Raw genomic sequence first — 14,610 nt, forward strand, 5'->3', positions numbered from 1 at the left:
ACTCGTTTGGCCCCTTACGATCCCTCCAAAATCCGCAGAGAGGTCGCCCATGATCCCCATGAGGGCACTCGCCGTCCCGCTCGCCGCCCTGCTCCTGGTCGCCGGGTGCGGCCTGTCCGACGACCCGCCGGCCGCCTCGTCCGGCGCCGCCGGCGACGTCATCAAGGTGGGCGGCGTCAGCTCGCTGAGCGGCGCGGTCACCTTCCCCGACTCCTCGGCCGCCGCCAAGGCCGTCTTCGACCGGGTCAACGAGCAGGGCGGCGTCAACGGCCACAAGATCGAGTACGTCAGCGCCGACGACAAGGGCGACCCGGCCGCCGCCGCCCAGGCCGCCCGGGACGTCGTCACCAACCAGGGCGTGGTGGCGCTGGTCGGCTCGGCCAGCCTGCTCGACTGCGCCGTGAACGCCCCCTTCTACCAGCAGTCGCGGATCGTCTCCGTCCAGGGCACCGGGGTGGACCCGACCTGCTTCGAGTCACCGGCGATCTCCCCGGTGAACACCGGCCCGTACCTCAACATGGCGATCAACCTCTACTACGCCTCCGAGGTGCTCAAACGGGACAAGGTCTGCATGTTCCTGGCGATCCTCGGCAACACCAACGACGCCTACGGCGGGGCCGTGAAGAGCTGGACCGCGCTCACCGGCAAGAAGCTCACCCTGGACGACCGCACGGTCAAGCCGGACTCCGACCCGACGCCGTTCGTGCTGCGGGCCCGGCGGGAGGGCTGCCAGGCGGTCCTGTACAACGGCACCGAGCCGATGGCGATCTCCTGGATGAAGGTCGTCAAGCAGCAGGGCGTCAGCGGCATCGACTGGCTGATGACCACCGCCCCCTACACCGAGGCCGTCGCCAAGGCCCTGGGCGCCGACGGGGACGGCATGTACGCCAACGCCGAGTTCGAGCCGTTCACCGAGGCCGACTCGCCCGCACTGAAGGACTGGCGCACGCTCATGACCTCGAAGAACGTGCCGCTGACCTCCTTCGGGCAGGGCGGCTACCTGGCCGCCACGTACTTCGTGGACACGCTGAAGACGATCAAGGGGCCGATCACCCGGGAGTCGGTGACGGCGGCGTTCCAGGCGCTCAAGCCCGTCCAGACCCCGCTGACCGGCACCCCGTACGAGTTCGGGCGGGCCGCCAGGCACTTCTCCAACCGGGCCGGCAAGATCGTCCAGCTCAGGGGCGGCGCGTGGCACGTGGTCACCCGCGAGTGGGTGCGCTACCCGGGGACGCTCGGCTGATGTTCCAGGGCCTGGTCTCGGGGCTGGCCGCGGGCGGCACGTTCGCCGCCCTCGGCCTCCTGCTCACCGCCATGTACCGGCTGACCGCGACGGTGAACCTGGCCGTCGCGGCGACCGGCGTGGCCGGGGTGTACGTGATGGCCGCGCTCACCGGGACGGGATGGCCGTACTGGGCGGCGGCCCTGGCCGGGGTGGCGGCGGGGGCGCTGGTGTCGGCCGGGTGCGGATTCGTGATGACGCGCTGGTTCGCCGAGAGCGGGCCGCAGACCCGTACCGCGGTGTCGATCGCGCAGCTCATCGGGATCATCGCGCTGGCCTACATCGCCTTCGGCGACGAGCCGCGGGTGCTGCCGAACCCGGCCGCGGGCCGCGTCGCCACGCTGGCCGGCGTCGTGGTGACGCAGGGCGCGGCCGTGCTGCTCGCCCTGGCCGTGGTGATCGGCGCGGGCACCTGGCTGCTGCTCACCCGGACGCCGCTGGGCCTGCGCCTGCGCGCCATGGCCGAGCGGCCGGTGACCACGGAGCTGCTGGGCATCGGCACCCGGGCGCTCACCGTGACCGTGTGGGCCCTGGCCGGCGCGCTGTCGTCGCTGGTGCTGCTGGTGGTGGCGCCCGTGCGGTCGAGCGACATCCTGTCGTTGAGCATGCTCATCGTGCCCGCCTGCGCGGCGGCGCTGCTCGGCGGGCTGCGGCGGCTGGCCGGGGCGCTGGCCGGCGGCCTGGCGCTCGGGCTGCTCGAAGGGGTGCTCGCGGGGTCTGCGGTGGTGCAGCAGTACCGGGACGTGGTGCCGTTCGCGGCCATCCTGCTGATCCTCGTGTGGAGCCGGCGCCGGGAGGTGTGGGATGCGTCCCGCTGACCGGCCGGTGGTGCGGTGGGCGGTCGCGGGCGTCCTGATGGCGGCGGCGGCCTACGGACTGGCCGCCGGACTGCCGGCGTACTGGGTGTTCCTGGCGATGTCGGCGGTCATCTCCGGGGTGCTGCTGCAGAGCCTCGGCGTGGTGGCCGGGCAGGCCGGGATGGTGTCGCTGTGCCAGATGGCCTTCGCCGCCATCGGCGCCTGGACCACCGCCCAGCTCAACGTCTGGGGCGTCCCCGGCGGCCTGTACGTCTGGCTGCCCCTCGCGGGCCTGGCCGCCGTGCCGTTCGGGCTGCTCATCGGCCTGCCTGCGCTGCGGCTGCGCGGCGTGCACCTGGCGATCGTCACGCTGGGCTTCGCCGCGACCGTGGACGTCGTGATGGCCGCCAACTCCTTCCCCGGCGTGAGCCAGGGCGTGGTGGTGGGCCGTCCGGCGGGGCTGACCTCCGACCGCCAGTTCTTCCTGTTCTGCTGCGGCGTCTTCGCGCTGGTGGCGGTGGCGCTGGCGGTGGTGCGGCGGACCCGGCTCGGGGCGTCGTGGCGGGCGCTCAAGGAGTCCGAACGGGCCACGGCGGCGGCCGGGACCAGCGTGCCGGGGGCCAAGCTGAGCGCCTTCGCGGTGAGCGCCTTCATCGCGGGCCTGTCGGGGGCGCTGCTGGCCGGGCAGCTCGCCATGGTGGTCTCGCGCAACTTCGACCCGGGACAGTCGCTGGTCGCCTACGCGGTGGCCGTGATGGCGGGCGCCCACCACGCGGAGGGCGCCCTGATCGGCGGGGCGCTGGGCGTGCTGGTGAGCGAGCTGCTGCGGCGGTTCGGCGTGCCGCAGCAGTGGGCGAACGTCGTGTTCGCGGTGGGCGCGGTGCAGGCGATGACGCAGGGCTCGGGCATGAGCGACGGCCTGCGCGCCGCCCTGCGCGCCCGCCGCGCCCGCCGCGCCCGCCGGTCCGGCCGGTCCGGCGCCGGGCTCGGCGTGCCCGCCGCGGCGCCCGCGCCCGAGCTTCCCGCGCCCGGTCCGGCCGGACGGCCGCCGGCGTTGCGGATCGAGGGCGTCAGCGTGCGGTACGGCCAGGTCGTGGCCGTGGACGGCGTCGGCCTCACCGTGCGCGCCGGCGAGGTGCACGGGCTGGTCGGCCCGAACGGCGCGGGCAAGTCGTCCCTGGTCGACGCGATCAGCGGGTTCGTGCCCGCCGGCGGCGGCCTGGTCGAGGTCGGCGGCGTGACCGTCGCCGGCGCCCGGGGCGGCACGGCGGTCCACCGGCGCGCCAGGGCCGGGTTGCGCCGCACGTTCCAGCAGGACCGGGTGCCGGTGGGCCTGTCGGTGCGCGAGTACCTGCGCTTCGCCGCGCGCCGCTCCCTCAGCGACACCGAGCTGACGGAGGGCCTGGCCGGGCTGGTGGCCGCGGCGCCCGGCGACCCGATCGCCGCGCTCGACGTGGGCAGCAGGCGGCTGCTGGAGGTGGCCGGGACGCTGCTGGCCCGTCCCGCGGTCGCGGTGCTGGACGAGCCCGCCGCCGGCCTCGGCCACGCCGAGAGCGAACGGCTGGGCGCCTGGCTGCGGCGGGTCCCCGCCCGGTACGGCGCCGCCGTCCTGCTCATCGAGCACGACCTGGACCTGGTCAGGGCGGCGTGCACGGGCGTGACCGTGCTGGACTTCGGCCGCGTCATCGCCCAGGGCCCGCCCGCCGAGGTGTTCGCCGAGCCCGGCGTCCTGCGGGCCTACCTGGGCCAGGAGCCCGCCGCGTGAGCGGGCGGACGGGAGGCGACCCCATGGACCTCGTGCTGCGGGACGTGACCGTGGCCAGGGGCGGCCAGCCGGTGGTCAGGGACGTGACGCTGACCGCCGCGCGCGGGCAGGTCACCGTCCTGCTCGGCCCGAACGGCGCGGGCAAGACCACGCTGCTCGAAGCGGTCTCGGGCGTGCTGCCCGCCGCCGGGGGCGAGATCGTCCTCGGCGGGACCACGCTGACCGGGCGGCCGCGCACCCACCGGGCCCGGCACGGCCTGGCGCACGTGGAGCAGGGCCGGGCCGTGTTCGCCACGCTCACCACCCGGGAGAACCTGGCCCTGGCCGGCGACCCCCGGCGCGCGCTGGAGCTGTTCCCCGAGCTGGAACGGCGGCTGGACGTTCGGGCCGGGCTGCTGTCCGGCGGCGAGCAGCAGATGCTGGTCCTGGCCAGGGCCATCGGGACCGGCCCCGTGGCCCTGCTGCTCGACGAGATGTCGCTCGGCCTGGCCCCGGGCGTCGTGCGCCGGCTGCTGCCGGTGATCCGGCGGCTGGCCGACGAGGGCTGCGCGGTGCTGCTGGTCGAGCAGTTCGCGCACGCGGCCCTGGCCCTGGCCGACAGCGCGTACGTGCTGGCCCACGGCGCGATCACCTACGGCGGCGACCCCGCGCCGCTGCGCGAGTCGGATGCCGCGCTCAGGCGCGCCTATTTGGGAGCTGATTCATGACGAACGCGGATCTTCTGCTGGTCAACGGGCGGGTGCTCACCATGGACCCGGCGCGGCCTTACGCGACGGGCGTGGCGGTACGCGACGGCGTGATCGCGCACGTCGGCGACGCCGCCGGCTGGAGCGCGGCCGAGGTGGTGGACCTGCGGGGCCGCGTCCTGCTGCCCGGGATCAACGACTCCCACCTGCACGCCTGCGGCTACGGCCTGACCCGCCCGCCGTTCTGCGTGGACGTGGCGGTGGGGTCGATCGCCGAGGTGCGGGAGCGGGTCGCCGCCGCGGTACGCGCCGCCGGGCCCGGCGAGTGGGTGCGCGGGATCGGCTGGAACCCCGGCCGGCTGGCCGAGGGCCGCTCGCCGTCGAGGACGGACCTGGACGACGTCGCCCCCCACCATCCCGTCCTCCTCCAGGACTTCTCCGGCCACACGACGTGGGCGAACTCCGCCGCGCTGCGGCTGGCCGGGTTGCCCGGTGGCGGCGATGACGACGGCGACGGCCTGCTGCACCACGGGGACCAGGGCCTGGTCCAGCGCCTGGTGCCGCCGCCGCCCGGCGGGCTGAGGCGGGTGCTGCGCGAGGTGGTGGCCGAGCTGAACCGGGCCGGGATCACCAGCTTCACCGAGCCGGGCCTCGGGCCGGGCGGCGGGGAGGCGTTCGCGGGCGGCATGGGGCCGGGGGTGCTGGGCGCGTACGCGGAGCTGGCGCGGGCCGGTGAGCTGACCGCGCGGGTGAGCGTGCTGGGCCTGCCGAGCCCGATGTCGGGCGCCTCGGTCGCCGACACCGCCGCCTACCTCGACCGCCTGCCGGACGACCTGGACGGCGTGGACGAGCGGCTGGTCCGGCTGCTGGGCGTGAAGGTGTTCGCCGACGGGATCCCGCCGTCGGAGACGGCCTGGATGCGGGAGGCGTACCCGTCGGGCGGGCACGGCTCGTTGTGCACGCACGGCGGCACGGACGCCGAGCGGGTCGCCGAGCTGGACGAGATCCTGCGCCTGGTGCACGTGGCCGGCCTGCAGGCGGGCGTGCACGTGGTGGGCAGCCGGGGCGTGGACGCCGTCGTGGACGCGCTGGCCGCCATCTCCCGCGAGCACCCGAGGGCCGATCCCCGCCACTACGTGATCCACGGCCAGTTCGCCTCGAAGCAGGCGCTGGCCACGCTCGGCGAGCTGGGCTACGGGATCAACCTCCAGCCGGTGCTGCAGCGCGTCGAGTCGGGCACCACGCGCGAGCTGTTCGGCGCGCGGGCGGCCGAGCAGGAGTGGCCGGCCCGCTCGGCGATCGACGCGGGCGTGCTGACCGCGTGCAGCTCAGACGCGCCGGTGACCGCGCCGGACTGGCGGGCGGGCGTGGCGGCGCTGGTCGCCCGCGACGGCGAGGGGGTCTCGCTCACCGAGGCGCTGGCCACCTATACGATCGCCGGAGCGCGGCAGGACTTCGCCGAGGGCTGGAAGGGCACGCTCACCCCGGGCAAGGTCGCCGACCTGTGCGTCAGCGCGGCGACGGCGGACGAGGACGTCGTGACCGCGCCGGTGGACCTGACGGTGTTCGGCGGCCGGGTCGTTTGGTCCCGTTCGTGAGCGGCGAACGTGAAGATTGTTAGGTACCGAATATACTTTCGTGCCATGACGGGACACCACACCCTGCGCCAGACCGAGGAGGCCATCGGCCAGCGGCTGGGCGACCTCAACATCGACTTCGAGGCCATGTGGGCGGTGTCGAACGTCTACCGCGCCTCCTCGGCCATCCGCAACCATCTGGAGCAGACCGTCCTGCGCGACACCGGCCTGACCTGGACGGGGTTCGTGGTGATGTGGGTGGTGTGGATCTGGGGCGAGAGCGAGACCCGCCACGTCGCCGCCGAGGCGGGCATCTCCAAGGGCACGCTCACGGGCGTGGTCAAGACGCTGGAGTCCTACCGTCACCTGCGGCGCTTCCCGCATCCCACGGACGGCCGCCGGGTCATGCTGGCGCTCACCGCGACCGGCGAGCGGCTGATGCGCGAGCTGTTCCCGGAGTTCAACCGGCAGGAGGCGTTCGTGGTCAAGGAGCTCGACAGCGATCAGCGGCGCGAGCTGGCCGGCTCGCTCAAGCGCGTCATGGAGCACCTGGAGAGCATCTGACCGGCAGCTCCTTGATGCCGTTGACGAAGTTGGAGCGGATCCTGCGCACCTCGCCGGCGAGCTCGATCGACGACAGCCGCGGCAGCAGCTCCTCGAACAGCACCCGGATCTCCAGCCTGGCCAGCGCGCCGCCGAGGCAGTAGTGCGGGCCTCCCCTGCCGAACGTCAGGTGCTCGTCGGCGTCCCTGCCCACGTCGAACCGGTACGGGTCGGGGAAGACGCGCTCGTCCCTGTTGCCGGAGGCGTACCACATGACGACCTTGTCGCCGGCGGCGACGCGGCGGCCGTGCAGGGTGACGTCGCGGGTGGCGGTGCGGCGGAAGTGGTAGACGGGTGAGGCCCAGCGCAGGAACTCGTCCACGGCTCGCGGCATCAGCGCCGGGTCGGCGCGCAGCCGGTCGAGCTGGGCGGGGTGCTCCATGAGGGCCAGCATGGCGTGCGAGACGGCGTGCCTGGTGGTCTCGTTCCCGGCCACGACCAGCAGCAGGAAGTAGTTGTCGAAGTCACGCTCCGACAGCGGCAGGCCGTCCACGGGCTCCTGGTTGACCAGCCTGCTGACCAGGTCCGTGCCGTCGCCGCCGCGGCGGCGGGCGGCCAGCTCGCGGCCGTACTCGAAGACCTCCAGGGAGGCCGGGCTGCGGAAGGGCAGGTCCTTGAACTCCTCGCTGTCGCGCAGCCGTGCCGGATCGGTGTTCTCGATGATCTGGTTGCCCCAGTCGATGAGCCGCTGGGTGTCGGGCACGTCGAGCATGCGGGCCAGCACGTTGATCGGGAAGTCGGCGGCGACCTCCTTGACGAAGTCGAACTCGCCCTTGGGCAGTGCGGCGTCCAGGGTAGTGGCGGTCAGGCCGCGCAGGAACACCTCGTAGCCGGCCACCGCCCTGGCCGAGAAGTCGCGCAGCAGCAGCCGCCGCAGCGCGTGGTGGCGGGGGCCGTCGGTCTCCAGCAGGGAGCGCCGGATCGCGGCCTGCCGCTCGTCCACCTCCTCCAGGTTGGTGAAGCCTTCCGAGGTGAACGTCTCCGGGTCGCGGCCGACGGCCACGATGTCGGCGTGCCTCGTGACCGCCCAGAAGCCCCTGCCGTGCCCGTGCTCGTCCTGCCAGTGGACGGGTGACTGCGTGCGCAGCACGTCGAACATGCGCCACGGGGTCACTCCGTCGGTGAACCTGCCGGGGTCGGCGAGGTCGACGTCTGCCAGGCGCATGGCTCTCCTTCACCGGGAAGCTTATTTGGTCACAAACATTACGTCTGATGACGTATCCGGACAAGGTTCTTCTTGGGTCGTACGGGACCGAATGAACCTCGACGTCGGCGCTCGGGGCGCGCCGTCGCCCTGAGCCGCGACCGGTCGCGCGGTTACAGTGACCGGGTGACCACCGACCAGCACGGCCTGGCCATGTCCGGCGCGAGCGGCGCCGCCGCGCGCCACTACGACCAGGCGATCGACGAGCTGCTGCACTTCCGGGCCGAGGTCGACGCCGAGGCGGCCGCCGCGCTGGCCGACTCCCCCGGCTTCCCGATGGGCCACGTGCTGGCCGCCTACCTCGACCTGCTGACCACCGAGGCGGCCGGCGCCCGTGCCGCGCGGGCCCGGTTCGAGTCCTTCCGCCGCCAGGCCGACGAGTCGTCGCTGCTGCCGCGCGAGCGCGCCCACGTCGCGGCCGTCCGGGCGCTGCTCGACGGCGACCTGACCACCTGCGGCGCGCTGCTCGCCGAGATCTCCGTCGCCCACCCGCGTGACGCGCTGGCCCTGGCCGTCGGGCACCAGCTCGACTTCTTCACCGGCGACGCCCGCTCGCTGCGCGACCGGATCGGCGGCGCGCTCACCGCCTGGCACGAGGACGACCGGCACTTCGGCCACCTGCTCGGCATGTACGCCTTCGGCCTGGAGGAGGCCGGCCACTACGACCGCTCGGAGCAGGTCGGCCTGCGCGCAGTCGAGCTGAACCCGCGCGACGTGTGGGGCATCCACGCGGTCGTGCACACCTACGAGATGCAGGGCCGCTTCGGCGAGGGCGTGCGCTACCTCGACGCCCGCCTGGACGACTGGTCCACCGGCACGTTCTTCAACGTCCACACCTGGTGGCACTACGCCCTCTACGCCCTGGAGAGCGGCGACACGCGCCGGGCGCTGGAGGTGCACGACGCGGTGCTGGCCGGCGGGCGCACGTCCATGGAGCTGCTGGACGCCGCCGCGCTGCTCTGGCGGCTCCTGCTGGAGGGCTCCGGCCGGCACGAACGCTGGCAGGCCCTGGCCGACGCGTGGCCGCCGCTGGTGGCCGAGCCGTTCTACGCCTTCAACGACGTGCACGCGGTGATGTCGTACGTGGGGGCCGGCCGGTTCGAGGAGGCGGAGCGGCTGGTGGCCTCGCGGGAGGCGTACACGCGGGAGTCCCGTCCGGGGGTCACCAACGTCGCGATGACGCTGCGGGTGGGGTTGCCGGTGTGCCGGGCCCTGGTGGCGTACGGGCGGGGCGACTTCGCGGCGGTGGTCGACCTGCTGCACCCGATCAGGCACCGGGTCAACGAGCTCGGCGGCAGCCACGCCCAGCGGGACGCCGTGCAGAAGACGCTGCTGGAGGCGGCGCTGCGGGACGGGCGGCACGAGCTGGCGCGGACGCTGGTGAGCGAGCGGATCAGCGTGCGGCCGTGCAGCCCGTTCAACTGGCTCAAGCAGGCGGCGGTGGCCGACGGGCTGGGCGACCGCGCGGCCGCCGCCGTCGCCCGCGGGAAGGCCACGACGTTGATCGCCGGCGCCTGACCCGCCGGTCGTTCCGCCCACCCGGCCGCTCCTCCGCGGTCGCCGCTCCTCCGCGGTCGCCGCTCCTCCGCGGTCGCCGCGAACGCGCGGGCGGAAGTGTCGCACGCGCCGAGTAGGGTTCCCTTCATGGATCGGGAACTCACCTTGATGGTCGTCCACGCCCACCCCGACGACGAGTGCCTGAGCACCGGCGGCGTCCTCGCCCGCTACACCGACGAGGGCATCCGCACCGTGCTGGTCACCTGCACCAACGGCGAGCAGGGTGACGACACGGGCGGCGTCAAACCGGGCGAGGAGGGTCACGACGCCGCCAGGGTGGCCGAGCGGCGGCTGGCCGAGCTGCGCGAGTCCGTCGCGCACCTGGGCCTCGACCACCTGGAGCTGCTCGGCTACCGCGACTCCGGCATGGACGGCTGGGACACCAACCATCACCCCGACGCGTTCGCCAACGTGCCGGTCGAGGTGGCCGCCGCCAGGCTGGGCGAGCTGATGGAGCGCTACCGCCCGCAGGTGGTCATCACCTACGACGAGACCGGCGGCGGCGGTTACGGCCACCCCGACCACGTGCAGGCCCACCGCATCACGGTGGCCGCCGTCGAGGCGACCGGCATCCCCGACAAGTTCTACTACACGGCGATCCCCCGGGCGGCGATCAAGCGCATGTTCGAGCTGATGCGCGACAGCGGCGTCGACCTGGGCGGCTTCGAGCCGTCCGACGACTTCGGCACCCCCGACGAGCGGGTCACCGCCGTCGTCGACGTCACCCCCTACGTCGAGCGCAAGCTCAAGGCCCTCAAGGCCCACGAGAGCCAGGGCGAGAACATCTTCCTCCTCCGCATGCCCGACGAGGCCCAGCACCAGGCGTTCTCCCACGAGGCCTTCGAACGGAAGCTGAACAAGGTCAACGCCCCCGACCACGAGGAAGACCTCTTCACCGGCCTCCGCCCCTGACCCTCCCCCGCCACACCCCGCCTCCCTCCTCAGCCTGGCGCGGCAGCCGGCCCGACCGGGCCGGAGCGGAGGTTCAGTTCCTCTTGGGCATCTGCTGGGTGGCGCAGTGGATGCCGCCGCCGCCCTCGCCCAGGGTGTCGACGGACACCTGGACGATCTCGCGGCCCGGATAGAGGTCGCCGACGACGGCGGCGGCGTCCTTGTCGGCCTTCTTGTCGCCGAAGCGGGGCAGGATCACGCCGTCGTTGACCACGTAGTAGTTCACGTACGTGGCCAGGAAGCGTGCCGGGCCAGGGGACCACGACGAATGGTTGTGATCAGTGCTCCGGGTTCAGGGGGTGACGGGGTGTTCGGTGAAGTGGCCGCAGGGGCGGAAGCCCAGGCGGCGGTAGACGGGCTCTCCGTCGGCTGACGCCTGCAGGACCGCGATGCGCTGGTCCCGGTCGTGGGCCGTGCGGAGTGCCGCGAGCGTGATGGCACCGCCGTAGCCCCGTCGGCGGTGGGCGGCCAGGGTGGAGATGTTGTAGATGCCGGCGACCCCCGCGTGCCGGAACACTTCAGCGGAACAGACCGGACGGCTGTCCACGTAGCCGACCAGATACCGGGCCGGACAGTGCGCGGCCAGTGCCCACGGGGCGGCCCGGGCGAAGAAGCTGCGGACGGTGTCAGCGGGCGGGTCCCAGTTCGCGGCGAGAACCGTGGCGTAATCGGCGAGCTGTCCGGGCGTGGCGACCCTCTTGATGTCCAGCCCTCGGACGGCGGGCGGCGGCGGGGTGCCGTCCAGCTCGGCCCACATCGCCGTCTCGCGTTCGGACGCCGGCAGACCGGCCGCCGTCAGGCGGGCACCGAGGTCCGGCGGGGTCGAGGCGGGCCCCACCCACCAGGAGAAACGGCGGCCGGTGCGCGCCAGCGTCCGAGCGGCCTCGCTGATCCGTGCCGTGGCGTCGGCGGCGGTGAAGCGGGCCGCGGCGACGATGTTGAAGGTGTCGTCGTCCAGGCCGCTGTCGGCGACCAGGAGGTCACCGGTCTCCGTGACGGTCGCGCCGTCCATGCTCCGGTGCAGGTGACAGGCGTGTTCGGCCAGGTTTCTTTCCATCCGGTCCAGCAAGTCGGCCGCAACGAGGAAATGATCATTCATAGGGATCGATTCCAGCATGACCGGGTGAGGATTGCCTGGATGTCGAGTCGTCCGTCGGTGGCGGATTCGACGTACGGGCCGGGGGCTAAAGGCCCGCGATGTCCATCGCCCGGTCGAGGTACATCTCGGTGCCTCCGGGCCAGAAGCGCTCGTAGAGGAGATACTCCAGCGGGTCCCGCCGCTCGTCCGTCAGGAATTCCCGGGCGGCACGGGGATGGTTGGACAGGGCGGCCATGACGGCCGCCATGGGGTCCCGTTCGTCCAGGGGAATGGCGCACATCGGCCGCGAGTCCGGGCGGAGGTTGCGCCAGTACGGGGACGCGGGAGGCTGGCTGCGTTCGTAGTCGTAGACCTTGAAGGCGAGGTCGCGCAGAAACACGTCGGCGAAACAGCCATATCGCAACAATTGCCCGAGCGCGAAACCGGTTTCCGGGTCGTCGAGGTTCTCGAGCAGGCGGTGGACGTAAGGGGTCGAGATCCTGGCGGCGCCGGGCGCGCGCGAAGCGGTGCCGAGCAGCGTGCTCAGCGCCCTGGCCAGCCTGTCGAGGCTGGTGGACTGGATGGCATGCGCGCGGCGCAGACCAGCCAGAAGGCTCTTGAGCTGGCGCGGCGGCATCACGGCGGCGAACGCCACGGCGAAGGCGGGGTCGTTTCGGCGCTTTTCGAGTTCGGCCAAATCGTGGGAATCGATGGCGCCCTTCTTCCCCTCCGCTCCGCAGAACGACTGGACGAAGGAATCGTAACCACAAGAAAGTTCGGACACCGCCGCCCCAATTTTCCCAATAAAGACGAAATATCGGGCAACCAATCTCCTCCACATGCCCCCTCTCGGGACAAATCGTTCCCCAGCGCCGCACATCACGAAGAGGTAACATTAGCGAGCCCTCGGACGGACACGAAAAAACCACACGCCCGACCGGAATCCCGGCCCCCGCAATCCCCGAGGCAGGGCCACCCTGAACGGCCCGCCCCGCCGCCAGCCCCCGTCCAGGGCGGCTCACCGAGGGGGCCGCCGGAAGGGAGTGCGGGGTGTATTCCTTGACAGGCATATACCCGACACGGAATATGAAGGCATGTCCGTCGACGCATTCTCCGTGCTCTCCGAGCCGACCCGGCGTCGGATCCTCGATCGGCTCCGGATGGCCGAGAGCAGTGTGAACGAGCTGGTCGAGGCGCTCGATGTCAGCCAGCCCACGGTGTCCAAGCAGCTGAAGGTGCTCAGGGAGGCCGGGTTCGTCACCTGCCGCACCGAGGCGCAGCGGCGGATCTACCGCCTCCACGCCGGCCCCTTCCAGGCGCTGGACGACTGGCTCCAGCCGTACCGGGCCCTGTGGGACACGCATCTCGACGCCCTTGAGCGCCATCTCGACAACCTGGAGCAGTCATGACCTCAGACGCGTACCGCCCGAGCCCGCCGGCCCAGGTCGGCAGCGAGGTGACGGAAGGCCGCTGGACCCTCGTCTTCGTCCGTGACCTGCGGCATCCGCCGGAGAAGGTGTGGCGGGCGCTGACCGAGCCCGGACAGCTCGCGGCGTGGGCGCCGTACACCGCCGACCGTGACCTTTCCGCGGCCGGTGGCGCGCCCCTCACGATAGATCGACGACGAGAATCCTCAGGACCTGGCGGCCGAGGTCGTCCGCGTCCGGCCGCCGGAGCTGCTGGAGCACACGTTCGGCACCGACCTGCTGCGGTGGGAGCTGGCGGCGACCGGTGGCGGCACCCGTCTGACGCTGCGGCACACCGTCCTGGACCGCGACCTGCTGCCGCAGGCGGCGGCCGGCTGGCACATCTGCCTCGACGTGGCCGAGCGGCTGCTCGAAGGGCGGCCGATCCCGCCGATCCGGGGTGCGGCGGCGGTCGACTTCGGCTGGCCGGAGCTGAACGACCGGTACGCCCGGGAACTCGACGTCCCGAACACCGGCCTGCCCGGCCACCTGAAGGACGGGAACCGGACCTCCTGACGAGCCGCGCACCACACCCGGCGCCGATATGGGCAGGGAAGGCGGAGGGGCTGCGATGATGAGCTCCCATCCGGAGACGTCGATGCCGCCCGGGGCGTACGGCATCGGCGGCGCGCGCCAGGAAGGCAGGCTCGATGATCGCTGTTCTGGGCGAGTGCGTCGCCGACGGCTTCACCACCGCGGCAGGTGGCGCGGGGCAGGGCGAGCTCGGGTTGCGGGTGCTGCCGGGCGGCGGGCCGGCCAACACGGCGGTGGCGCTGGCCAGGCTCGGCACACCGGCCCGTTTCCTCGGCCGCATCTCCGGCGACGTGTTCGGGGCGCTGTTCCGTGAACGCCTGGCGTCCTCGGGCGTGGACCTGTCGGCGGCCGTCGAGGCCGCGGAGCCGAGCACGCTCTCGGTCGCCGCGCTCGACGGCGGCGGTCAGGCCGCCTACACCTTCTACGCGGGTGGCACCGCCGACTGGCAGTGGCGCCCGGACGAGCTGGCCCCGGCCCGGCTCGGACCGGCCGCCTGCCTGCACACCGGGTCGCTGGCGCTGGTCAGGGAGCCGGGCCGGGCGGCGGTCGAGGAGTTCGCGCGCGAGGCCGCCGCGCGGGCCACGGTCTCGGTCGACCCCAACGTGCGCCCCACCCTCGCCGCCCGCGAGGACTACCGGGTCGAGCGCTGGTGCCGGTGGGCCGACCTGCTCAAGCTCAGCGAGGACGACCTGCGCTTCCTGATGCCCGGCGCGTCGGCGGAACGGGCCTGCGACACCTGGCACGCCGCCGGGGCCCGGCTCGTCGTGGTGACCCGCGGGGCGGCGGGCGCGCTGGTGTCCCTCGACGGCGAACGGGCGGAGGTGCGGGCGCCGGAGGTCGACGTCGTCGACACGGTCGGCGCCGGCGACTCCTTCACCGCCGGGCTCCTGCACGACCTGGGCGCGCGCGGCCTGCTCGGCGGCCGGCTCGACGGCCTCGACCTGGACACCGCCGTGGCCGCCGCGTCGTTCGCGGCCCGGGTGTCGGCGCTGACCTGCTCGGTGGCGGGCGCGAACCCGCCCTGGGCCGACGCGCTGGCCACCCCCTGACCGGCACCCGGGCGGGACCCCGGCGAGCGGCCGGGGTCCCGCCCGGGGCTGCGGGTCTCTC

The 14,610-nt window shown here is 73.2% G+C and carries 15 protein-coding genes and 1 pseudogene; 12 read left to right on the top strand and 4 right to left on the bottom strand.

Annotated features, from left to right (window positions below; genetic code table 11):
- The first annotated feature begins 49 nt into the window (after nt 1–49).
- The 6 genes from ABZ459_RS29575 to ABZ459_RS29600 are packed head-to-tail and all read left to right on the top strand — an operon-like array spanning nt 50 to nt 6,671.
- Nucleotides 50–1,243 carry an ABC transporter substrate-binding protein gene (locus tag ABZ459_RS29575; protein WP_357976977.1) on the top strand — a complete coding sequence of 398 codons (1,194 nt, stop codon included), beginning with the start codon at nt 50–52 and terminating at the stop codon, nt 1,241–1,243.
- Entirely contained in the window at nt 1,243–2,100 is an 858-nt protein-coding gene (locus tag ABZ459_RS29580) for a branched-chain amino acid ABC transporter permease (protein WP_357976980.1), read from the top strand. Before ABZ459_RS29575 ends, ABZ459_RS29580 begins: the two co-directional genes overlap by 1 nt.
- Nucleotides 2,087–3,844 (top strand): ATP-binding cassette domain-containing protein, encoded by a 1,758-nt coding sequence (locus ABZ459_RS29585; protein WP_357976983.1) that lies wholly within the window; start codon nt 2,087–2,089, stop codon nt 3,842–3,844. Before ABZ459_RS29580 ends, ABZ459_RS29585 begins: the two co-directional genes overlap by 14 nt.
- Nucleotides 3,841–4,551, top strand: a complete 711-nt coding sequence (locus tag ABZ459_RS29590; protein ID WP_357976986.1) for an ABC transporter ATP-binding protein — start codon at nt 3,841–3,843, stop codon at nt 4,549–4,551. Before ABZ459_RS29585 ends, ABZ459_RS29590 begins: the two co-directional genes overlap by 4 nt.
- On the top strand, nt 4,548–6,128 hold the full coding sequence (locus tag ABZ459_RS29595; RefSeq protein ID WP_357976989.1) for an amidohydrolase family protein: 1,581 nt from the start codon (nt 4,548–4,550) through the stop codon (nt 6,126–6,128). The genes ABZ459_RS29590 and ABZ459_RS29595 overlap by 4 nt, the downstream gene beginning before the upstream one ends.
- 45 nt (nt 6,129–6,173) lie before the next feature.
- Entirely contained in the window at nt 6,174–6,671 is a 498-nt protein-coding gene (locus ABZ459_RS29600; protein WP_357976992.1) for a MarR family winged helix-turn-helix transcriptional regulator, read from the top strand.
- Here the strand turns inward: ABZ459_RS29600 and ABZ459_RS29605 are convergent.
- A complete protein-coding gene (locus tag ABZ459_RS29605; RefSeq protein WP_357976995.1) occupies nt 6,646–7,875 on the bottom strand; it encodes a cytochrome P450 in 1,230 nt (409 codons plus the stop codon). The two genes, ABZ459_RS29600 and ABZ459_RS29605, sit on opposite strands and share 26 nt — an antisense overlap.
- A 165-nt stretch (nt 7,876–8,040) precedes the next feature.
- On the opposite strand from ABZ459_RS29605, the gene ABZ459_RS29610 reads away from it, so the two are divergent.
- Together ABZ459_RS29610 and ABZ459_RS29615 are read left to right on the top strand one after the other, a co-directional pair.
- A complete protein-coding gene (locus tag ABZ459_RS29610; RefSeq protein WP_357976998.1) occupies nt 8,041–9,432 on the top strand; it encodes a tetratricopeptide repeat protein in 1,392 nt (463 codons plus the stop codon).
- A gap of 126 nt (nt 9,433–9,558) precedes the next feature.
- Entirely contained in the window at nt 9,559–10,383 is an 825-nt protein-coding gene (locus tag ABZ459_RS29615) for a PIG-L family deacetylase (protein ID WP_357977001.1), read from the top strand.
- Between the two features lie 73 nt (nt 10,384–10,456).
- Here ABZ459_RS29615 and ABZ459_RS29620 read toward each other — a convergent pair whose 3' ends face one another.
- The 3 genes from ABZ459_RS29620 to ABZ459_RS29630 form a co-directional block, all read right to left on the bottom strand.
- Nucleotides 10,457–10,660 (bottom strand): agmatine deiminase family protein, encoded by a 204-nt coding sequence (locus tag ABZ459_RS29620; protein WP_357977107.1) that lies wholly within the window; start codon nt 10,658–10,660, stop codon nt 10,457–10,459.
- A gap of 54 nt (nt 10,661–10,714) precedes the next feature.
- The gene (locus ABZ459_RS29625) at nt 10,715–11,479 is read right to left on the bottom strand and encodes a GNAT family N-acetyltransferase (protein ID WP_357977004.1); all 765 of its coding nucleotides are present in this window, start codon (nt 11,477–11,479) and stop codon (nt 10,715–10,717) included.
- A gap of 127 nt (nt 11,480–11,606) precedes the next feature.
- Nucleotides 11,607–12,284 (bottom strand): hypothetical protein, encoded by a 678-nt coding sequence (locus ABZ459_RS29630; protein WP_357977007.1) that lies wholly within the window; start codon nt 12,282–12,284, stop codon nt 11,607–11,609.
- 310 nt (nt 12,285–12,594) lie between these two features.
- On the opposite strand from ABZ459_RS29630, the gene ABZ459_RS29635 reads away from it, so the two are divergent.
- From ABZ459_RS29635 to ABZ459_RS29650, 4 genes and pseudogenes are all read left to right on the top strand, one after another.
- Nucleotides 12,595–12,909: a metalloregulator ArsR/SmtB family transcription factor gene (locus ABZ459_RS29635; protein ID WP_357977010.1), complete on the top strand. Its 315-nt coding sequence runs from the start codon at nt 12,595–12,597 to the stop codon at nt 12,907–12,909.
- Nucleotides 12,906–13,130, top strand: a pseudogene (locus tag ABZ459_RS29640) (SRPBCC domain-containing protein); the annotation flags it as partial. The gene ABZ459_RS29635 and the pseudogene ABZ459_RS29640, both read left to right, overlap by 4 nt.
- A 10-nt stretch (nt 13,131–13,140) precedes the next feature.
- Nucleotides 13,141–13,482: an SRPBCC domain-containing protein gene (locus ABZ459_RS29645; protein WP_357977110.1), complete on the top strand. Its 342-nt coding sequence runs from the start codon at nt 13,141–13,143 to the stop codon at nt 13,480–13,482.
- A gap of 134 nt (nt 13,483–13,616) precedes the next feature.
- The gene (locus tag ABZ459_RS29650) at nt 13,617–14,549 is read left to right on the top strand and encodes a carbohydrate kinase (RefSeq protein WP_357977013.1); all 933 of its coding nucleotides are present in this window, start codon (nt 13,617–13,619) and stop codon (nt 14,547–14,549) included.
- Nucleotides 14,550–14,610: the final 61 nt, after the last annotated feature.

Origin of the sequence: Nonomuraea sp. NPDC005692 (genome assembly GCF_040631115.1) — a bacterium.
Classification (GTDB): domain Bacteria; phylum Actinomycetota; class Actinomycetes; order Streptosporangiales; family Streptosporangiaceae; genus Nonomuraea.

Excerpts from the sequence above, each read along its gene's own strand:
- ABZ459_RS29575 (WP_357976977.1), top strand. The coding sequence starts at position 50 with ATGATCCCCATGAGGGCACTCGCCGTCCCGCTCGCCGCCCTGCTCCTG.
- ABZ459_RS29580 (WP_357976980.1), top strand. The coding sequence starts at position 1,243 with ATGTTCCAGGGCCTGGTCTCGGGGCTGGCCGCGGGCGGCACGTTCGCC.
- ABZ459_RS29585 (WP_357976983.1), top strand. The coding sequence starts at position 2,087 with ATGCGTCCCGCTGACCGGCCGGTGGTGCGGTGGGCGGTCGCGGGCGTC.
- ABZ459_RS29595 (WP_357976989.1), top strand. The coding sequence starts at position 4,548 with ATGACGAACGCGGATCTTCTGCTGGTCAACGGGCGGGTGCTCACCATG.
- ABZ459_RS29600 (WP_357976992.1), top strand. The coding sequence starts at position 6,174 with ATGACGGGACACCACACCCTGCGCCAGACCGAGGAGGCCATCGGCCAG.
- ABZ459_RS29605 (WP_357976995.1), bottom strand. The coding sequence starts at position 7,875 with ATGCGCCTGGCAGACGTCGACCTCGCCGACCCCGGCAGGTTCACCGAC.
- ABZ459_RS29615 (WP_357977001.1), top strand. The coding sequence starts at position 9,559 with ATGGATCGGGAACTCACCTTGATGGTCGTCCACGCCCACCCCGACGAC.
- ABZ459_RS29625 (WP_357977004.1), bottom strand. The coding sequence starts at position 11,479 with ATGGAAAGAAACCTGGCCGAACACGCCTGTCACCTGCACCGGAGCATG.
- ABZ459_RS29635 (WP_357977010.1), top strand. The coding sequence starts at position 12,595 with ATGTCCGTCGACGCATTCTCCGTGCTCTCCGAGCCGACCCGGCGTCGG.
- ABZ459_RS29650 (WP_357977013.1), top strand. The coding sequence starts at position 13,617 with ATGATCGCTGTTCTGGGCGAGTGCGTCGCCGACGGCTTCACCACCGCG.